The organism is Alienimonas sp. DA493 (genome assembly GCF_043951915.1).
Classification (GTDB): Bacteria; Planctomycetota; Planctomycetia; order Planctomycetales; family Planctomycetaceae; genus Alienimonas.
In genome coordinates, this window is record NZ_JBINJD010000023.1 from 1 (window position 1) to 18,628 (window position 18,628).

At 72.6% G+C, this 18,628-nt stretch carries 12 protein-coding genes and 1 tRNA gene; 2 read left to right on the forward strand and 11 right to left on the reverse strand.

The window, feature by feature from the left end:
- Positions 1-71: 71 nt before the first annotated feature.
- The 10 genes from ACG2DA_RS05530 to ACG2DA_RS05575 form a co-directional block, all read right to left on the reverse strand.
- The gene (locus tag ACG2DA_RS05530) at positions 72-578 is read right to left on the reverse strand and encodes a Dps family protein (protein ID WP_395254478.1); all 507 of its coding nucleotides are present in this window, start codon (positions 576-578) and stop codon (positions 72-74) included.
- A gap of 91 nt (positions 579-669) precedes the next feature.
- On the reverse strand, positions 670-2,055 hold the full coding sequence (locus tag ACG2DA_RS05535) for a glycosyltransferase (protein WP_395254479.1): 1,386 nt from the start codon (positions 2,053-2,055) through the stop codon (positions 670-672).
- A gap of 68 nt (positions 2,056-2,123) precedes the next feature.
- The gene (locus tag ACG2DA_RS05540; RefSeq protein WP_395254480.1) at positions 2,124-2,897 is read right to left on the reverse strand and encodes a lysophospholipid acyltransferase family protein; all 774 of its coding nucleotides are present in this window, start codon (positions 2,895-2,897) and stop codon (positions 2,124-2,126) included.
- A 25-nt stretch (positions 2,898-2,922) separates the two neighbouring features.
- Positions 2,923-3,699, reverse strand: a complete 777-nt coding sequence (locus ACG2DA_RS05545) for a hypothetical protein (protein WP_395254481.1) — start codon at positions 3,697-3,699, stop codon at positions 2,923-2,925.
- 65 nt (positions 3,700-3,764) lie between these two features.
- The gene (locus ACG2DA_RS05550; protein ID WP_395254482.1) at positions 3,765-5,780 is read right to left on the reverse strand and encodes a S26 family signal peptidase; all 2,016 of its coding nucleotides are present in this window, start codon (positions 5,778-5,780) and stop codon (positions 3,765-3,767) included.
- 172 nt (positions 5,781-5,952) lie between these two features.
- On the reverse strand, positions 5,953-7,767 hold the full coding sequence (lepB, locus tag ACG2DA_RS05555; protein WP_395254483.1) for a signal peptidase I: 1,815 nt from the start codon (positions 7,765-7,767) through the stop codon (positions 5,953-5,955).
- A gap of 106 nt (positions 7,768-7,873) precedes the next feature.
- Complete coding sequence (locus ACG2DA_RS05560; RefSeq protein ID WP_395254484.1) at positions 7,874-8,551, reverse strand: hypothetical protein; 678 nt, start codon at positions 8,549-8,551, stop codon at positions 7,874-7,876.
- A gap of 185 nt (positions 8,552-8,736) precedes the next feature.
- Positions 8,737-9,459 (reverse strand): hypothetical protein, encoded by a 723-nt coding sequence (locus ACG2DA_RS05565; protein WP_395254485.1) that lies wholly within the window; start codon positions 9,457-9,459, stop codon positions 8,737-8,739.
- A 66-nt stretch (positions 9,460-9,525) separates the two neighbouring features.
- Positions 9,526-11,262 carry an OprO/OprP family phosphate-selective porin gene (locus tag ACG2DA_RS05570; protein WP_395254487.1) on the reverse strand — a complete coding sequence of 579 codons (1,737 nt, stop codon included), beginning with the start codon at positions 11,260-11,262 and terminating at the stop codon, positions 9,526-9,528.
- 250 nt (positions 11,263-11,512) lie between these two features.
- Positions 11,513-11,599 (reverse strand) — tRNA-Ser (locus tag ACG2DA_RS05575).
- A 189-nt stretch (positions 11,600-11,788) separates the two neighbouring features.
- Between ACG2DA_RS05575 and ACG2DA_RS05580 the strand changes: the two genes are divergently transcribed.
- A complete protein-coding gene (locus tag ACG2DA_RS05580) occupies positions 11,789-15,184 on the forward strand; it encodes an efflux RND transporter permease subunit (RefSeq protein WP_395254488.1) in 3,396 nt (1,131 codons plus the stop codon).
- 132 nt (positions 15,185-15,316) lie between these two features.
- Positions 15,317-15,916, forward strand: a complete 600-nt coding sequence (locus ACG2DA_RS05585; RefSeq protein WP_395254489.1) for a hypothetical protein — start codon at positions 15,317-15,319, stop codon at positions 15,914-15,916.
- Positions 15,917-16,009: 93 nt separating this feature from the next.
- Here the strand turns inward: ACG2DA_RS05585 and ACG2DA_RS05590 are convergent, their stop codons facing one another.
- Entirely contained in the window at positions 16,010-18,499 is a 2,490-nt protein-coding gene (locus tag ACG2DA_RS05590; RefSeq protein ID WP_395254490.1) for a hypothetical protein, read from the reverse strand.
- Between the last annotated feature and the right edge of the window lie 129 nt (positions 18,500-18,628).

Sequence of the window (18,628 nt, forward strand, 5' to 3'; positions counted from 1 at the left end):
CCCCTCGGGCCGCGACCGCAGAGGGACGCGCCGTGACGGTCGCGGCTCCCGGCCGGCGGCGGCGCGTCGGCTCACGGCAGTTTCGAAGCCTCGCCGCCGGCGACGTTGTGCTCCTGGGCCTGAATCATCCAGAGGTGCTCTTCCACCTGCTGGCTGATCGCGATCAGCAGGTCTTCGGTCATCGGGTCCGGGTCGGCGACGGTCTTCCGGGCGGTGCGGATCGTCTCGACGGCGGTGTGCAGCCGGTCGCCGACCAGGTGCAGGGCCTCCGGCACGGGCTGGAAGCCGGTGGGGTAGTTCTCCAGCGGGCTGCTCTCGGCGACGGTGTTGCGGCGCCCGTCCGGGGCGATACCGAGCTGGTTCATCCGCTCCGCGACCTCGTCGCTGCTCATGCGGGCGGTCTCGACGATCGCGTCCAGCTTCTCGTGCAGGCTTTGGAAGTCCGGACCGTACAGGTTCCAGTGCGCCTGCTTGCCCTGCAGGCCGAGGTCGATCAACGAGACGAGCACGTCCTGCAGCGCGGAGCAGACGACCTCGGCGTCGTCCTCGGGCAGGATATTCCGTTTCCAGAACGTCATGGCGGAGCTTTCGATAGGGGGGTGAGCGTCCGCGGCGGGGGGCCGGGGACGGCAATAGTTCAGGAGGACTGTAGAGCCGCCGCCCCGTTCTTCACCGGGCGGTCGCCGACGCGCCGGATCGGGAAGACGCCGAGAACTGCGGGGCGCTCCGCAATGCCGACCGGGCCGCGGGGCGCCGGACGGGCTGACGGACGGGACGACGGGGGCCGGTCGCGGTCGGCGCCGGGGCCTCGGCGGTCGGCACGTAGCTGCGGCCCCGCCACGCCGCCGGCCGGCCGAGCAGCTTGCGCCCCAGCGCGTACCACTGCACGATCAGGAAGAAGGCGACGCCGAACGGGTGTAGGGCGACCCCCCGCCACGGCTGCCGGTAAGCCAGCGCCAGCGCCGCCCGCGTGCCGAACGACAGCCCCGCCGCCGCCCACAGCGCCGCCGTCGCCCCGGCGGAGACGTCGATCAGTCCCAGTCCCCCGGCGATCAGCAGCGGAACCGGCGCGACCTGCCCGAGCCCCAGCACGAGCGTGAAGAACCCGATCAGCCCCGGGGCGGCGACGCCCTCGGTGGCGTTCTTGGCCAGGCCGGCGAAGGTCTCCGCGGCCCCGTGGTACATCCGGCAGACGGCCAGCTCCGCGGCGTCGACCACGTCGGTCGTCCGCCCCGCGGTCCGGTAGGCCCGGGGGAGGGTCAGCCCGTCGTGCAGGCTGGTCTTCACCGCGTCGTGCCCGCCGACGGCGGCGTAGGCGGAGCGGGTCGTCAAAAACAGTTGTCCGCACCCCGCCGCCCAAGCCGGTCCCCGCAGCCGCCGGGCGACGGCGATCGGCAGGAAGCCCAGCAGGACGAAGTGAATCAGCGGGATCACCGCGGCCTCGGTCGGCGTGCCGCAGGCTTCCCGGGGGAACCCGCCCAGCAGGCCGACGTTCTTCCGCGCCCGCTCCGCACAGAGCGTTCGCAGGGCGTCGGGGGCCAGCCGCACGTCAGCGTCGATGAAGCAGAGCAATTCCCGCGACGGGTCGGCCCGTTCGGCGAGCGTGCGGCAGGCCCACTGCTTCCCGCACCACCCGGCCGGCAACGGCGGGGCCTGCTCCAACCGCACCCGGCCGTCCTCCCGGGCGGCGGCGGCGACGATCTCCCCGGTGCCGTCGGTGGAGTGGTCGTCCAGCACGACCACCTCGAAATCCACCCCCTCGCTGCTCAACGCCGCGTGCAGGCACTCGCCGATCCCCGCCGCCTCGTTCCGGGCCGGGATGAGCAGGGAGACCCGCGGGAGGCGGGGCGAGACCGCGGGCAGCCGACGCTCCCCGTTCGCCTCGTCTCGCTTCGCCTCATCGCGCTTCGCCTTCGGGGCCCGGAAGGCGAACAGGTTCAGCAGGGTCAGCCCGGCAGGCAGCGCCGCACAGGCCAGGGCGCCCCAGGCGAGCCAGTCGGTCGCGTCCCGCGGCTCGAAGCCCCCCGGCGCGGCGGCGAGCGGCGGAGCGAGCATCGACATCGCGGACCGGGGCGGAAGAGCAAGGAGAGTCGGTCGGGAACCGGCGGGGCGGGGCGCCGGCGTCACGGCCCCCGTGGGAGGGTGCGAAAGCGGGCGGGATCGCGGGACGCGGACGCCCCGGCGAGGGCGTCCAGCATCGACTCCAGCCGACGTTCGAGGAACCGGGAGCAGTCCCCGACGTTCACGGGGGCGTTCCCCGCCGCGGCGCTCCGCCGCGGCTCCTCGCCGCTCACGTCCGCCCGCCGCACCGGCTCGCCGACGGCCAGCAGCAGTTCCGGGCGGCGTTCGGTCCAGAAGTCGTACCGCACCGCGACCGGCACGCAGGCCAGCGCCGGGTCGCGGCTGAGCAACCGGCCCAACCCCGGGGCGAACCGAAGTGGGCGCCGGTCCGGCGGGGCGAACGTCCCCTCCGGGGTGAGCCACAGGTCGCAGCCGGGGGCGTCCAGCGTCGCCCGGGCGGTCCGCAGAAACGCCTTCGCCCCGGCCGCCGTCGCATTGCCGGCGGCGTCCCGCTCGACGCCGAACATCCCCAACCAACGCAGGATCGGCGCCGCCGAGAGCACGTCCGCGTCGATCGGGGCGATGGGCACGCGGCCCGGCCGCAGATGCTCCGCCAGCGCCGCCGCCGCCAGAGGGTCCCACCAGCCGGGGTGGTTGAGATAGAACGCCCGCCGATCGTCCGGGCCGCCGTCGCTCAGCCCCTCCGGCAGCGGTTCGAGCAGCCGCACGGCGTGGAAGTTCCGGGCCAGCATCCCCCGGCCGAAGGGGAACCCGCCCAGTACGTACCGCCGAAACCCCCACCGCAGGAACCGGGAGGTGCGGGGCGGTGAGGTCATGCGGGACGGGGCGAGCGGCGGGACGTCAGTCCTCCGGCGGGGAGGCGTCCCCCGATTCTTCCCCCGCAACCGGGGGTGACGACCCCAGGAACTGGCCGACGCACGCCAGCGTCGCCAAGGCCGGGACCGCGATCACGAGAGGCCACGGCACGAGGACGCGCTCGCCGATCGCGTCCGGCCCGGCGAACAGTCGCGGCCAGCGGGATGCTTCGAGGGGCGAGATGGCGGCGCTCTCCACCCAGATTCCTGCGGACCAGCCGGATTCGTCCGGGTGGGGGGCGACAACCAGAACCGCCCCCAGCGCCGCCGCCGACCACAGCCACGCCCGCCCGATCCGGACAGCCAACCGCCGCTGCGGGGACGGCTCGGGGAGTCGGTTCGCCGCGTCGTGCGTCCACCACAGCCGCACGGCCCCGATCGCCAGCCCGGCGCCTAGCAGTATCCAGACGGGGACGGTCGCTGCCGTCGTCTGCGTGCCGCGGGCGGCCCCGAACCCGACGTACCACGCCGAACCGAGCCGCAATCCGGTCCACTCCTCCTCATAAATCCAGTTCCCGCTGCCGCGGGGGTTGGGGGCCGACCGGTCGTAGGCGTGGTGAACGAGCCTCAGGAACCGCGGCGGGGCGGGGACCCGCCCACGGTCGCCGGTGACGGCGGCGGTGGCTTCTGCCCCGCCGAACGCCGGCAGGAGGATCAGGGCGACGGCGATCGCCGCCAGCACGACGGCGACGCCCTCCGCCAGCACGAGCGCGGTCCGGCGGAGGCGATCGAACGAGGTGAGGCTACGGTGGTCCGCGCTCATGCGGAGCAGCGTACCGATCCAACTGCTCCCACGCGTTCCCCGGTTCGCCGGCGGCTCCCCGCGTACTACCGAATCAGCTGGAACAGGCGGGCGAAGTTCGGCAGGAAGGGGACGCCGTGTTCCTGGTAGCTGGTCACGATCCGGCCGTCGGTGCCGACGTGGTAGAACCAGCGGTTCAGGCCCGGGATGTCGGCGGCCCAGCCGCGGGTGAAGCCGTCGCCCACGCCGTCGCCGTCGTCGTCCGCTTCGAACCAGATTGGCTCCCCGTGCGGCCAGTAGATGGCGAAGGCGGTGCCCACCAGGGCGTCCCGCGGGACGGCGTGCCGCCGCGGGGCGCCGCGGGTGTTCGACCACAGCCGGCTGTCCAGACTGCTGGGCGAGTTGTCGCCGAGCATCAGGAACTCGTCCGGGCCGAGTCTCATCTCGTACACCCGGGGGTCCACCCGGGGGTCGCTCGCCAGCAGCGTGCTGCGGTAGCGGCGGGCGTAGGCCAGCGGGTCGTCCGCCAGCGAGGCCAGCTCGCTGAGCCGGCCCTCCTCCACGTCGTCGAACATCAGCCGACGGCCGCGGCCGTCCGTCTTGCGGCCCGACGGGCCGAGGTCGTCCGGGTCCCGGAAGCTGCCGCGGTAGTAGAGGTCCCGACGAATCGTCATCCCCTCCGCCCGGGCCGAGGCGTTCTTCACCGCGAAGCCGGCCGGGGTGAAGTCCCGTTCGGTCGGCTCCTGCACGGTCGTGGCGGTGTAGGGCGGGTAGGGAACCTGCTCCACCGCCCCGGCCCCGTCGGCGGGGACGAAGGCCACCGGTTCCCCGTCCACCCACAGCGTGAGGGCGTCGTCCACGTTGGCGAAGACGAGCTGGTACGCCCCGGCCTCCGCCACCTCGCACGGCCCCTCGGCGAGGACCGATTCAATGTCGGACAGCCGCCCGTCGGAGGCCGCCGCCGCCCGCTCCGCCCCGGGCAGGGTGTCGTAGTAGCTCAGCGTCGCCGTGCCGGTCGTCGCGTCGATCCGGCAGCGGTAGGTGCGGTCCCCCTCGACCAGTTCCAGCAGGACCCCGGCGCCGTCGGACAGGTCGGACAATTCCAGGTCGAGGGCCATCTCCAGATCGCCCACCCAGAAGGCGCCGTCCGGCTGCAACACGTCCGGGTTGTAGGCGCAGTGATCGAGAATCAGCTTCGGCGAGACGTCCTCCACCCGGGCGCCGACGATCGCTTGGCGCCACTGTTCGGCGGTGGGGCGGAGGTGGCGGTAGCGAATCCAGTCCCACTCCTCCCCGGCGCCCCCGTTGCCCGCGCCCGGGCTGCGACGCAGGGCCCGGGTCTCCGGCAGGGCGGTCCAGCCGGTGGCGTCCTCCACCCAGCCGGCGATCGCCCCGGGACCGGCGCTCTCCCCGCGGTAGCGCACCGGGGCGAACCGCTCCGGCACGCCGGCGGCCAGCAGCTCCGGGGCGGGACGGGCGTGGTCGTAGACCGGCAGGGTCATCGCCCGCTGCTTGGCCGGTTCCTTCCGCAGCATCTCGGCGACGCCGGCGGCCGGTCCCCCGTCCGGGCCGTTCGTGATCCGATACAGATCGCCCTGCCGCAGGGTCAGCGTCTCGCCCGGCAGGCCGACCATCCGTTTGACGTAGTTGGTGGTCGGGTTCTCCGGGAACTTGAAGACCGTCACGTCCCAGCGATCCGGCTCGCCCAGCAGGAAGGGCCATTTATTGACGAGGATGCGGTCCCCCGCGAACGGCGGCAGCGGGGTCAGGTCGACCGGCCGGTTGCAGTTCGGGCATTTCGCGGAACGGACCCGTTCCGTCGGCACCGGTCCGTCCGGGCCGCCGCGGACGTACAGGTAGCCGGCGTCGTCCACCTCCTGGCTGGCGCCGACGGCCCACTCCGTCCCGCAGCCGGGGCACTCGACGTCCTTGTGCCGGCCGTAGAGCGTGGGCGCCATCGACCCGGTCGGGATGACGAACGCTTCCGCCTCGAAGGTTTTGAACAGGAAGCAGAACACGAACGCGATCACGATGGACTCCATCGTTTCGCGCGTGCCGTCCTTCTTGGGCGGGGCTTCGGCTTCGGTCGGCTTCTCGGTCATCGGGGGGCGGGCTCGTCGAAAATCCAAGACCAAGAACTCAAGAACCAAAACGGTTCCGGGGCGTGATTGTAGGCGGGCGGGCAGTATGGGGCCGGGCGGCGAACGGTGCGAGACCGACTCCGCCGGCCCGTTTGGTGCTTGATTTCTTGGCGCTTGGAGCTTTCCGCCCCCGTCAACGGACGTACCGAATCCTCGCCGGGTCCGGGATGCGGACGGTCGTGGAGGCGTCGCCCCAGCTCAGCGTGCCGGGCTTGCTGGGCAGGTGCACGATGAAGGGTTTGCCGACCAGCAGGCGCTCCGGCACGGCGCCGTCGTTCCAGCCGCGGCTGTCCAGGCTGACCGGGCTGTTGTCGCCCAGCACGAACAGTTCGCCCTCGCCCAGGCGGTAATCCTCCTCCACCCCGTGCACCGCCCGGCCGCGGGTGTAGTGGACGTCGCGGTAGAGCATCAGGTCCGTGACGGCGACGGCCCCGCGGCCGCCGAGCAACGCCGGGCCGGGGCCCGGCGGGGGGGCGTCGTCGGGGCGGTCGAACTCCACCGGGGCGAACGGCTGCACGCCGTTCACCGCGGCGACCGCCTGCCGGTCGAACAGGCTGAACTCCAGCTCCACCGGCCCCGCCGCGACCGACGCCGGCAACGCGACCGACCGCAGCGCCGCTCCGAGCGGCCGGCCGGCGGCGTCCAGTTCGAACAGCGACAGCGTGCCGGTCGGGCGGCGGTCCCGGTCGGCCCGGTCGGCGACCAGCAGGAAGGTGCGGTTCCCGTCGGTCAGTTGCAGCGCCAGCGCCGCGTCGGGATCGCGGGAGAGGTCGGCGGAGAGGCTCAGGGCGAAGTCCAGCGCCCGGGCCTCGAATCGCGGGTCCGGGGCGTGGTTGTAGCCGTAGTCGTCCGTGATCGGGGCGAAATGACTGCGGGCGGCCAGTTCCTTCACCGCGTCCCGCCAGCGGGGATCGCGGGAGAGCCGCCGCAGCCGGCAGGCGTCCGCCCCGCTCAGCACGCCGCGGCAGGAGAGGGTGTTGGTGATCGGGTCGAAGTCGTAGGCGACCGGCAACCGGGGCTCGTCCCACTCGAAGCTCCGCGGCGGCGGATCGACCTGGACCGCGGTCTCGTGCGTCCCGCCGGCGGCGAGCACGTGGCGGTAGCTCAGCCGCCGCCATTCGGCGCGGGACGGTCCGTCCGCATCGGCGTCGGCCTGCGGGGCGGCGGCGTCGGGGGCGGCGTCGTACTCCGCGGTGGCGAACCGCACCGTCGGGGCGTCGCCGTCGGGCAGTTCCGTCCGCACCCAGCCGTCGCCGCTCCAGCGGGGTTCCGGGGCGTCGTCCGGACGGGGGGCGTGAGCGGGGTCGTAGACCGGGATTCGCACCGCCCGCTGGGTCGTCAGCGGCTTGCGGCACAGTTCGCCGTTCGCCCACACGTCCCCGCCGGCCACGCGGATCGCCTCCCCCGGCAGCCCCACGACCCGTTTGACGTACGCCTGCCGGGCGTCCTCCGGGTGGCGGAACACCACGACCTCCCACCGCCGCGGGTCCCGCCAGGCGAAGGCGTGCTTGAGCACGAGCAGTTGGTCGCCCTGGGTGTCCGGGGCGGCGGAGACGTCGATCTCCGGCTGACCGCAGTTCGGGCAGTGGGCGAAGGTGACCGGCCGGGCCGGGGTCCCGTCGCCGTCGCCCTCCCCGGCGGTCATGCGGCCGGGCAGGCCGGCGACGCCGTCGAAGCTCACCCCCCGGGCGAAGGAGTGCGTGCAGGAGGGGCAGGTCACCCGCTTGTGGTAGCCGAACAGCCCCGGGGCCATCGACCCGCTGCTGATCACGTAGCCCTCCACCAGGAAGGCGTGGGCGACCATCACCGCGACCGCCAGCAGGGCGAGGGAGTCCGCCGCCGTCCGGGCCGTCAGCGCCCAGCCGGAACGCGGCCGGCGCGCGGCCGGTTCGGGACCCGGCCCGGGCGCGCCGACGCGGGTCGTGGGCGGCGGGGGCGAGGCGGTCATACGCCCCCAGTGTAGTTCCCCGGCCGAACCGCGGGGAACCCGTCCCGCCGTCGCGTCCTCTTCCCCCGCCGTCGCGTCCTCCTCCCCCGCCGCGGCCGGGGCGGGTTCAATCCGGATCGGACAGCGTCAGCTCGATCGTGCGGCCCTCCCCGGCGGCGTTCCCGCCGGGGGGCGCCCCGTCCGTCGCCTCGCCCGCCGCGTTCTCCCCGCCGGCGTCGGTCAGGGTGAGGTCCGCGTCGAGGAACCCGCCGGCGTCGTCGTACCGCACCCGCAGCAGGCCGGAGGCCCGTTCGCCGACCGCGTCGTAGTAGTAGACGTCCCAAGGGGTGTCGTCGGCGTAGGTGCGGTCTTCGTTCACCGTCACGGCGGTCAGCGGCCCCAGGGCCTCGGTCGCGGCCGGCTCCGCGGCGAGCGCGGCCCGCACCCGGTCGACGTCCAGCTCGACCGCCGCCGTTTCCAAGTCCTCGAAGGCGTCGGCGGCGTCCTCCACCGCCTTCGCCCCCCACGCGACCGCGAACACCACGCCCCAGACGACCGACGCCGTCACCAACCCGAGCGTCGCGCCCGTCAGCAGCAGCGCCGCCCCCTTCCACGGGTTCGGCGGGGCGGGAACGTAGACCACCCGGTCCGCCGGCAGGACCGGCTGCATCGGGCGCCCCCCGACGGACGCCCGGACCGGGGCGCCGGACGGGCCGCGGACGGAGTCGTCCGCGAACGGGTCGGCGAAGTCGTCCCCGGAGCGGTCGTCGTCGGGGTCGGCGAACAGGTCGGCGGGGCGGGACATCGGGCGAACTCGGCGGTCGGCGGGCGGCGGTCAGTCTCGCGGCGCCGGGGCCGGCCCGGCGGGGGCGAGGTCCCCGCGGAGCCATTCCAGCAGCCGGGGCCCCGCCCGGTCGAGCGTCGACCCCTGGTTCCCCGACGCCACCCGCTGTTCCGGCACGACGGCCCCGGATCAGGGCGGCGGAGGATTTACTCCTCGATCGCCTGGTCGGCCACGCCGCGCTCCAACTCCGAAGGCTCGGCCGCGTCGGCTTCGAGCTCCGGCAGGTCGTACCGCAGCGTCGGCGGGGCCGGCGTCGGGGCGGGCGCCGGGGGGACGGCGCCGTCCTGCGGCGCGGGGGCGGCGTGCGTCCGGGCCGGCCCGGCAGTCCCGGCGTGGGGACCGCAGTCGACGCCGCAGCCGCCGACCGGCACGGCCTCCCACTTGCAGACGCAGCGTTCGCCGCATTCGTATTCGTGGGTGTCGAGGGTGTTCACGCAGCGAATCCCCCCGCAGCAACCGCGGCCGTGGTCGCACAGTTTGGCGAGCCACCCGGCCTTGCGGGGACGGCCCCCGTGCAGGCCGCAGCCGCCGTCGCAGCCGGCGGCCGTGCAGCCGTCGGCGCCGCAGCCGTGACCGTGGCCGCCGCGGGACTTTTTGCCGCGGAACAGGTCGCGGACGCAGTCGAACGGCGAGGTCGTAATCGGCGGGATGCAGACCGCCTCCGGTTCAATGAGGTAGCACTCCTTTTCGATCGGCTCGGTCTCCACCGTCACCCGGCAGGCGTAGCGGGCGGGGCGGCGGCAGGCGTCGGCGGAGCAGCGGCCGTCGGCGTCGCAGGGCGGGCCGGCGAGGGCCGCCGGGGCGAGGAGGCCGGACAGCAACGCCGCCGGGAGCGACGAGGAGAAAACGTGGATCAGGCGAACGAACATCCGTGCGGCTTGGGGAGAGGGGGAATTGTGCGGGGAAAGAAGCGGGGCCGGCGGCCCGGCGAAGATTTAGAAGTCCACGCGGAAGCGGACGCCGAGGATGTCGTAGCGGCTGTCGATCGGCTCGCCTTCGCCGCCGTCGCCCTCGACGACCGAAGAGTCTGTAATATTGCCGTTCACCCAGTTGAACTGCATGCCGGCGTTGTCGTTCCAATACCAGTTCAAGCCGAGGGTGAAGCTGTCCGCCGTGCCGCCGAAGACGTCGGCGTCGTTCAGGTCGAGGTAGGAGTATCGGGCGGCGATCTGCCAGGCGCCCCACCCGCCGCCGACGTCGCCGTGGCAGGTGTTGACCAGGAAGAAGTCCTCGTGCGGCTTAATGCGCCCCAGCGTGCCGCTCTCGCGGCTCCAGGGCATATGTTCGCCTGTCAGGAAATAACTGACGTACGTGTAGCCGCCCCAGAAGTCGGCGTCCTCCGAGCCATCGTTCCGGTTGTTCCACAGGCCCTGCACCTCCGTGACCCACTGCACCGGGCCGTAGTTTAAAACATGCTCCACGCCGAGCAGACCGAATCGCTCCACGTCGTCGATGCGCCCGGTGTTGAGCCAGCGGTCGCCGGTGCGGGCCTCGGGCCGGGTGCGGAAGCGGGCCTCGTTATTATTGAGCGGCCCGCCGGTCTCGTCCGGGTCGGCGACCGTACCGGCGACGGCGAAGTGGCCGTAGCCGCGGCCGTCGGAACACTCGTCCCACCAGTAGGTCGTGGCCAGCCGGCCGGCGACCTGCAACTGATAGGCGTCGCCGACGTAGATGCCGTCGTCCTGGATCCGCTCCAGGTTATAAACTCCGTAGCGCCAGTTATAGCGGAGGTCGTCGGAGACGCCGTAGACGACCGCACCCAGCCGGCGGGCGTCTTCGTTGAACGCTTCGATGACGTTCGGGCGAGCGATAAAGACGTTGTACCGGCTGCTGTTCAAGTGGTCCAAGCCGTACGGCCGCTTCTGGTTCCCGATCGTGAAGGACTGGGTGGACCCGTCGAAGCTGGGGATGTCGCGGAAACCGAAATAGACGTCGCGGATTTCGAAGTCGTTCACCGAGGCGAACTCCGTCTCCATCTTATAATACATGTTTGTGCGGACGTCCCCCTGCACCCCGATCCGCAGCCGGCGGAACAGGAAGCGGTCCTGCGGGTTTTCTCCCTCGAACCGGGCGGCGCCCTCGTCCGTGCTGGGGAAGGCGTAGTAATCCGCGTGCAGCCGGCCGAATAATTTGGCGGTGGCGTTGGAGGTGCCGCGGGTGACGAAGTCCGGCAGCGTGTCCTCGACCTCGCCGAGCCGCTCGTCCAGCGCCACGAAGCGGTCGGCGACCTCGCCGCCGTCGTCGTCGAATAACTCTTCCAGGTCCCGCAGCCGGGCGTCGAATTCGGCGTTGAAATCCACGTCGTCGCCGGGGCCCTGGTTCGCCTCGTCGGGGACCTCCAGCGACTGATCCGCCACGCCGCGGTCCGGGGGGCTCGGGTCCTGGAAGGCGGTCGTGTGAAACAGCGGGGCCGGCGGGAGGGCGTCCCGTTCGGCGGGGGCGAAGGGGGCGTCCAGCCGGCCCCGCAGCGAGCGGACCTCCGCCTCGGCCCGGTCGAGCCGCTCGACGAGGGCCCGGAACTCCGCGGCGGAAATCGCGTCGTCAGCCCCGGGCTTGGCCGCGGCGATCGGCGGGGCGGCGGGCTCGGGTTCGGCGGCGACCCCAACGGAACAGAGGGCGGCGGGGGCGAGAAACGCCCCGCGGGCGATCCAGCGCGCGGGCGAACGGGACATAGGGGAACGACCTCCTTGCAGGGCGAGTACGTACGACCCTCCTGGTCGCACCGCCGTGAACATCGGTCGCGTCCCCCACGACCCAAACCGCCGGCACGGGCGTTCCCGCGGAAAGTGCGGTTCGCCCTCTTCACAGTCGCGATCCACCGGCGCCGCCGGCACAACCGGACCGCCGCAATCGTTCGCCCCCGAACCGCCGGGGCCGTCCCCGGCGCCGACCGCCGGGACCTCCACTAAGAAACGATGAAAGCGGAGAGGGGGGGATTCGAACCCCCGGTACCCATGCGGGCACACCGGTTTTCGAGACCGGCCCGTTCGACCACTCCGGCACCTCTCCGGGGCTCCGCGCGGCGAACGGGCGTTCGACGCGACGGGAAGTGGGGACGAAGAATACCCGCCCGCCGGACACGCCCCAAGTCCGCGGCGTTCGCCGGGCGGCGGATTTGACGGTCCGAGCCGTTCCCCCGACGTCCGCTACCATGTCGCCCCGCCCCGTCCGGCTCCCCCCGCAGGTCCCGCGAACTGCATGTTGAACGCCGTCATTCGCACCGCCCTGCGGAATCGGGCCGCGACGCTGGCCCTCGCCGCGGCGCTGCTGGTCATCGGCGGCTGGCAGACCGCGCACCTGCCGATCGACGTCTTCCCCGACCTCGACCGCCCCCGCGTGGTCGTGCTCACCGAGGCCCCCGGCATGGCCCCGGAGGAGGTCGAAGCCCTCATCACCTTCCCGCTGGAAACCACCCTCAACGGGGCGACCGGCGTGGAGGCGGTCCGTAGCAGCAGCGGCGTGGGCATCAGCGTCATCAACGTGGAATTCGCCTACGGCACGGACGTCTACACTGACCGCCAGATCGTCACCGAGCGCATCGCCGCCGTCGCCGACCGCATGCCGGAGGGCGTCGAACCCTCGCTGGCCCCGGTCAGTTCGATCATGGGGCAGGTGCTGATCCTCGGGCTGTGGGCGGACCCGGAGGAAGCCGTCGGCGGGGACGCCACCGATCCGCTGGAGCTGCGCACGCTGGCGGACTGGGTGATCCGGCAGCGCCTGCTGACGGTGCCCGGCGTGGCCCAGGTGTTCACGATGGGCGGCGGGCGGTTGCAGTATCAGGTCCTCGTCGACCCGGACGCCCTGCGGACGCACGGGGTGACGCTGGAAGAGGTCGTCGCCGCCGCCGAACAGGCCAACCGCAACGCGACCGGCGGTTATCTGGACGACCGGGGGCCGACGGAGCTGCTGGTCCGCGGCCTCGGCCGGGCGACGACCGCCGAGGACCTGCGGCTGGTGCCGGTCGCCACCCGCGGCGGGGTGCCGGTCACGCTGGGGGAGGTCGCCACGATCACCACCGCCGCCCAGGTGAAGCGGGGCGACTCCGCCGCCTTCGTGCGGGTCGCGGTCGAGGGGGAGGAGAGCGACGAAGAGGAGAGCGACGAGCCCGCCGACGCGGGGGCGTTCGAGGGCGGTCCGGCCGTCGCCCTGACGGTCACCAAGCAGCCGGGCGCCGACACCCGGGCCGTCGCCGCCGCGGTCAACGCGGCCCTGGCCGACCTCGCCCCCACGCTGCCGGCGGACGTGCGGTACGAGACGGTCTATTCGCAGCGGTCCTTCATCGACCGGGCGGTGGAGAACGTCGCCGAGGCCCTCGCCGACGGCGGCACGCTGGTGGTGGTGATCCTGTTCGCCTTCCTGCTGAACCTGCGGACGACGCTGGTCACGCTCACGGCGATCCCGCTGAGCGTCGTGGCGACCGCGACCGTCTTCGCCGGGTTCGACCTCGGCATCAACACGATGACGCTCGGCGGGTTGGCCGTTGCCGTGGGCGAACTGGTGGACGACGCGATCGTCGACGTGGAGAACGTCCACCGCCGGCTCAAGGAGAACCGGCTCCGACCGCCGGACGACCGGCTCCACCCGTTGCGGGTGGTGTACGGGGCGAGCGCGGAGATTCGCGGGTCGATCGTCTACGGCACCGCGGTGGTCGTGCTGGTGTTCCTGCCGCTGTTCGCCCTGCAGGGGATGGAAGGCCGGCTGTTCGCCCCGCTGGCGGCGGCCTACGTGGTGAGCATCCTGGCCTCGCTGGCGGTCTCGCTGACCGTCACGCCCGTGCTGTGCTCCCTGCTGCTGATCGGGCGGGCGGGCTGGCTGGTCGCCGCCCCGCTGCTGGGGTTGGCCCTGAGCGCCGCGTCCTTCCACTGGATCTTGCCCCGGGCGGCGGAGATCACCGGGCTGCACGGGCTCGCGTTCGACGATCCCTGGTGGTGGACGCTCGCGGCGGCGCCGGCCTTTTGGCTGGGGGCGTTGGCGCTGGACGCCGTGCTGGGCGACGCCGGCGAGGGGCCGCTGCTGCGGGGCCTGCAATGGGCGGCCGGGGGAGTGATCCGATTCTCCACCGTGGCGGCGGGGCCGGTGCTGCTGATCGCCGCCGGGGCGGTGATCGCCGCCGGGGTGGCGGTCAGCCGGTTGGAACGCGACTTCCTCCCGCCGTTCAACGAAGGCGCCGTGCAGGTCAACGTGCTGCTGGCCCCCGGCACGAGCCTGAAAAGCAGCGGCGAGATCGCCGAGGCCGTGGAGAAACGCCTGATGCGCGTCGAGGGCGTCCACACCCTCGTCCGCCGCACCGGCCGGGCGGAGCTGGACGAGCACGCCGAGGGGGTGAACGTCTCGGAGATCATCGTCGAGATGGACCCCGAGGCCTCCCGCGAACGGGTGCTGCACGACCTCCGCGAGGCGATCGCCGACGTGCCCGGGGCCGTCGGCAGCGTGGAGGGACCGCTGGCGCACCTCATCTCCCACATGATCAGCGGGGTGAAGGCGCAGGTCGGCATCAAGCTGTACGGCGACGACTTGGACACGCTTCGCCGCCTCGGCGAGCGGATGCAAACGGCGATCTCCGACGTGCCCGGCCTGACGGACGTCGTCCTCGAACCGCAGGTGACGATCCCGCAGCTCCGCATCGAACTGGACCGCCCGGCCCTGGCCCGCACCGGCCTGACGCCCGGCGAGGTGATGGCGTTCGTGGAGACGGCGATGAACGGGGAGGTCGTCTCCGAGATCCTCGTCGGCCAACGCACCTTCGACCTGGTCGTCCGGCTGGACGAACCGTTCCGCGAGGACCTGGAGGCGGTCCGCCGGCTGACGCTCGTCGCCCCGGACGGCGCCGAGGTGCCGCTGGGGGCGGTCGCGGACATCTATCAGGGCGGCGGGCCGAACACGATCAACCGGGAGAACGTCCGCCGGCGGATCGTGTTGGCCGCGAACGTGGAGGGCCGCGGGCTGGTCGACGCGGTGACCGACGTGAAGGCCCGCCTCGCCGCGATCGAGCTGCCGCCGGGCTACTTCATCGAATACAGCGGCCAGTTCGAGAGTCAGCAGAGCGCGACGAACCGGCTGGCGGCGCTGACGGCGGCGGCGGTGCTGGGCGTGTTTCTCACGCTGAACACCCTGTTCCGCAGCGCCAACTTCGCGTTGCAGGTGATGGCCGCCCTGCCGGCGGCGTTCGTCGGCGGGGCGGTGGCGCTGGTCCTCACGGAGCAGACGCTCACCGTGGCGGCGCTGGTCGGGTTCATTTCGCTGGCCGGCATCGCCAGTCGCAACGGGATTCTGCTGCTCTCCCACTACCTCCACCTCGTGCGGGAGGAGGGGGAGGATTGGACCCGCGACATGCTGGTGCACGCCGGCCGGGACCGCCTCGCCCCGGTGCTGATGACCGCCCTGACCAGCGGCATCGGGTTGGTCCCGCTGGCGCTCAGCGCCGGCGAGCCCGGCAAGGAGATTTTGTACCCGGTGGCGACGGTGATTGTCGGCGGGCTGATCAGCAGCACGGCGGCGGAGTTCGTCGTGCGGCCGGCGCTATTCTGGGCCGTCGGCCGCGGGGCGGGGCGGAAGCTCACCGCCGCGGACGCGGCGGCCGACCCGCTGGCGTAGGGTCCGCTCCGCGGACCCTCCTCGGAGACGCCGCCGGTGCGTGGGCGGTCCGCACCGCGGACCCTACCGCTTGCCCGGACGCCGCTTAGACTGAGCGATCCCCCCGTTCCCGATCTTCGGAAGGAGTCGTTCATGCGTCGTTCGCCCCTGTTCCCCGCCGCTCTTGCGCTCTGCGGCGCCCTGACCCTCGGCTGCCAGTCCGAGAGCGAAGATATGGACGCCGTCGGCACGCCGGGCGTCGAAGCCCCCGACGACCACCCCCACGACGACGACCACGCCCACGACGGCCACGACGATCACGACGGCCACGACCACGGCGACGAGCACGCCCACCCGACAGAGGGCCCCCACGGCGGGGAGTTGATCGAACTGGGCGCCGAGGAATACCACGGCGAACTGCTGCACGACGAAGCGGCCGGGACCGTGACCGTCTACCTGCTGGACGGCGCCGCGACCGGGGCCGCGACCACCGACGCGACGGAGTTGACCGTGAACCTGTCCCACGAGGGCGAGCGGAAGACGTTCGTCCTCGCCGCCGAGCCGCAGGAGGGCGACGCGGAGGGCCGCAGCTCCAAGTTCGTCTCCCGCGACGCCGCCCTGGGCGAGGAACTCGACCACGGCCACGACGACGCCAAGCTGATGGTCAAGATCGACGGCCGGGCCTACTCCGGCTCGATCCGCCACAACGAGGCCAGCCACGACGTGGACCACAGCGACCACGATCACGAATAGGCCGCTTTTCCGTTTGCCGCCGCCGTGGGCCGCGCCAGCGTCCCGGACCCTGCAAGGGTCCGGGACGCTCCGTTTTCGGGGCGATCGGCCCGCTCAGTCGTAGCTCAGCTGGGCGGTCGCCGTGGCGTCGGCGTCGGCGGTGACGCGCACCCAATAGGCGTGGAACGCCTCCGGGAACGTGTGCTCCGCCGGGGCGTCCGGCGTCACGCGGAAGGTCTCGTACGGCAGCCACGTGCCGTTGCCGGCGACGTCGACCTCGACGGTGATCTCCGTCGGCCGGTCGGCGGAGAGCGTCAGCGATTTGCGGTCGTAGCCGGTCATCAGGTACGGGTCGGAGGGCTCGCCGGCGGTCACCGGCGTGTTCTGCCACGGCCCGCCGCGGCCGACCGGCTTGCCGAGCTTCCACGCCTCGTCGATCGCCCCGACCCACACCGCCGCCTTGCCGTCGGCGCTGCGGAGGACCCGGGGGTTCTCGCCGGCGTCCGCCAGGTCGATCCCGGAGAGGACGAACAGGCCGCGGTAGCTGCAGTAATCGTGAATCCGCCGGCCGTGGGTGGCGACGGGGCGAACCCGGGCGAAGCCGCCGGCGTTGCGGGCGGGCAGCTCGTAGAAGGTGCCGTGGCAGTTGAAGAGGTCCCGCTCCGTGGCGACCTCCCGGGCCAGCCGGCCGAAGCCCGTGCCGCCGAACGCCGCGGGGCCGGGCTTGGCGAAGCGGTCGTCCTTCGGCAGGCGGTAACGCGAGCCGTCGTCGTCCACGTACAGCACGCTGGCGGCGTCGACCGTGAGGATGCCGGTGCGGTCCGGGATCGCCGCGTTCTTCTTCAGATAGGCGACGGCCTTGGGGTCTTCCTCGTGGGTGAGGTTCATGTCGGCGTCCAGCACGTAGTGGCCGGGGTCGCCGTCCCCGTCGTCGGCGGCGATGTGCAGGGTGCGCTCGTTGCCGCCGCGGGCCCGCATCACCCCGGCGGTGACGCGTTCATCCCCCGGCTTCGCCAGCCCGGCGAACAGGGCGGCGTCGCCGGCGGGCAGCTCGTCGGCCGTCGGTCGGTCGTCGCGGTTCGCGTATTGGAATTGGGCGGTGACGGTCGCCGGTTCGCTCAGACGCACGCGGATCCACTCCCCGTCGGCGTCCGCCGGGAAGCCGTGCCACGCGGCGCCGTCGACCTTCACGCTCTCCAGCGCGGTCCACGCGCCGGTCCCGTGGCGGTCGATTTCAAACGTAAAGGTCGTGGGCCGGTCGGTCGCCAGGTGCACGCCGCGGCGGTCGTAGCCGGCGAACAGGAAGGGGGCGGACGGCTCGTCCGCGGCGATCTCCTCGTTCATCCAAACCGCCCCCCGGCCCAGCGCCGGGCCGAAGGCGTCGAGGGCCTCCGGCTCCACGAACCAGAGGTTCGACTGACTCTGCGGGGCGGCGATCTCGCCCTTCGCCCGGCGCGTGTTGAGGAACTCGTTGTGGGCGGTGTCGTCGCAGCCCATCACCACCCGATCGCCCCAGCGGCAGAAGTCGCCGATCACCTTCAGGTAGTTCGACCGCGGCCGAATCCCCGCGGCGTTCCCCGGCCGAAAGCCCTTCGGAAAGGTCCAGAAGGAGCCGTGCATGGTCATCAGCAGGTCGTCGCCGGTCCCGATCTCGCGGATGCGGGGCCACTCCGTGTTCCAGCCGTGGGCGCCGTCGTAGCTGTGCGAGGCCTTCGGCAGCCGGTAGGTCGTCCATTCGCCGCCGTGCAGGACCATCAGGATCAGCGATTTGGCGTCCCAGCCGACCGTCCAGACGGGGTCGGTGGCCGGGTCCGGGTTCCCCTCGATGCCGCCGGGGCCGGTGACCTCCGTGAATTGATTGCGCCGCACCAGCGTCCAGGCGTCGTCGCCGGTCGCCTTGCCGTCCCAGGTGGCCAGCGCCCCGGAGGGGGTGGTGGGATCGCTCTGGGCGGCCCGGCCGTGCTCGCCGTTGTTGGCGTAGATCACGCGGCCCTGACCGGAATACAGCCCCTTGCCGTGGTAGCCCGGCAGGTCCATCCGCGGGCCGGGGGTCTTGTCGGCTTCGTCCCGGAACAGCGGGGTGACGGCGAGGGTGTCGACGTCAATTTCATAGAGGGCCTCCTCCATCGAGGCGCAATAAATCTTGCCCGCCGGATCGAACAGGTGCCGGGCGTTGCCGGTGGGGCGGCCGAACATCTCCGTGTAGGGGACGACCCGCACCTCGCCGTCGCCGCGGATGGCGTAGGGGCCGATGAACAGTTGGTCGCTTTCGCGATGAATCATGCGGTTGGCGGGGGTGCCGCCGATCGACTCGGGCCGCACGATCTGTTCGAGGTCCGGGGTGAACTCGTACAGCTTGTCCGAGGAGCCGCGGGGCGAGTGCGGGGCGTAGGTGACGGCCCACAGCCGCCCGGCCCAGGGCACGACGGCCCCGGTGCCGCATTCGCCCTCGTTATTGAAGTAGGCCAGGTGCGGATAAATCCCGCCGAACTCCGGCCGGTCGATTGCCTCGTAATCGGGAACCGCCGCGGGGGCCGGATCGGCGGCGGGGGCCGAGGCGGCGGCGAGGGCGAGGCCGCCGAGGGCGAGAACGAAACGACGCATCAACGAAACTCCGGGCGACGGGCGAGCGGTCGGACACGATGCCCGCCCGCCGCCCGGCTCACAACTGCCCGGCCGTCCCGCGGGCGCGGCGGAGGACGAGATGGCGACGGTTCGGCGGGGTTCTCACAA

Bases quoted from the DNA above. Each gene is read 5' to 3' on its own strand.
- ACG2DA_RS05530 (WP_395254478.1), bottom strand. From the start codon at position 578: ATGACGTTCTGGAAACGGAATATCCTGCCCGAGGACGACGCCGAGGTC.
- ACG2DA_RS05535 (WP_395254479.1), bottom strand. From the start codon at position 2,055: ATGCTCGCTCCGCCGCTCGCCGCCGCGCCGGGGGGCTTCGAGCCGCGG.
- ACG2DA_RS05540 (WP_395254480.1), bottom strand. From the start codon at position 2,897: ATGACCTCACCGCCCCGCACCTCCCGGTTCCTGCGGTGGGGGTTTCGG.
- ACG2DA_RS05545 (WP_395254481.1), bottom strand. From the start codon at position 3,699: ATGAGCGCGGACCACCGTAGCCTCACCTCGTTCGATCGCCTCCGCCGG.
- ACG2DA_RS05550 (WP_395254482.1), bottom strand. From the start codon at position 5,780: ATGACCGAGAAGCCGACCGAAGCCGAAGCCCCGCCCAAGAAGGACGGC.
- lepB (WP_395254483.1), bottom strand. From the start codon at position 7,767: ATGACCGCCTCGCCCCCGCCGCCCACGACCCGCGTCGGCGCGCCCGGG.
- ACG2DA_RS05560 (WP_395254484.1), bottom strand. From the start codon at position 8,551: ATGTCCCGCCCCGCCGACCTGTTCGCCGACCCCGACGACGACCGCTCC.
- ACG2DA_RS05565 (WP_395254485.1), bottom strand. From the start codon at position 9,459: ATGTTCGTTCGCCTGATCCACGTTTTCTCCTCGTCGCTCCCGGCGGCG.
- ACG2DA_RS05570 (WP_395254487.1), bottom strand. From the start codon at position 11,262: ATGTCCCGTTCGCCCGCGCGCTGGATCGCCCGCGGGGCGTTTCTCGCC.
- ACG2DA_RS05580 (WP_395254488.1), top strand. From the start codon at position 11,789: ATGTTGAACGCCGTCATTCGCACCGCCCTGCGGAATCGGGCCGCGACG.
- ACG2DA_RS05585 (WP_395254489.1), top strand. From the start codon at position 15,317: ATGCGTCGTTCGCCCCTGTTCCCCGCCGCTCTTGCGCTCTGCGGCGCC.
- ACG2DA_RS05590 (WP_395254490.1), bottom strand. From the start codon at position 18,499: ATGCGTCGTTTCGTTCTCGCCCTCGGCGGCCTCGCCCTCGCCGCCGCC.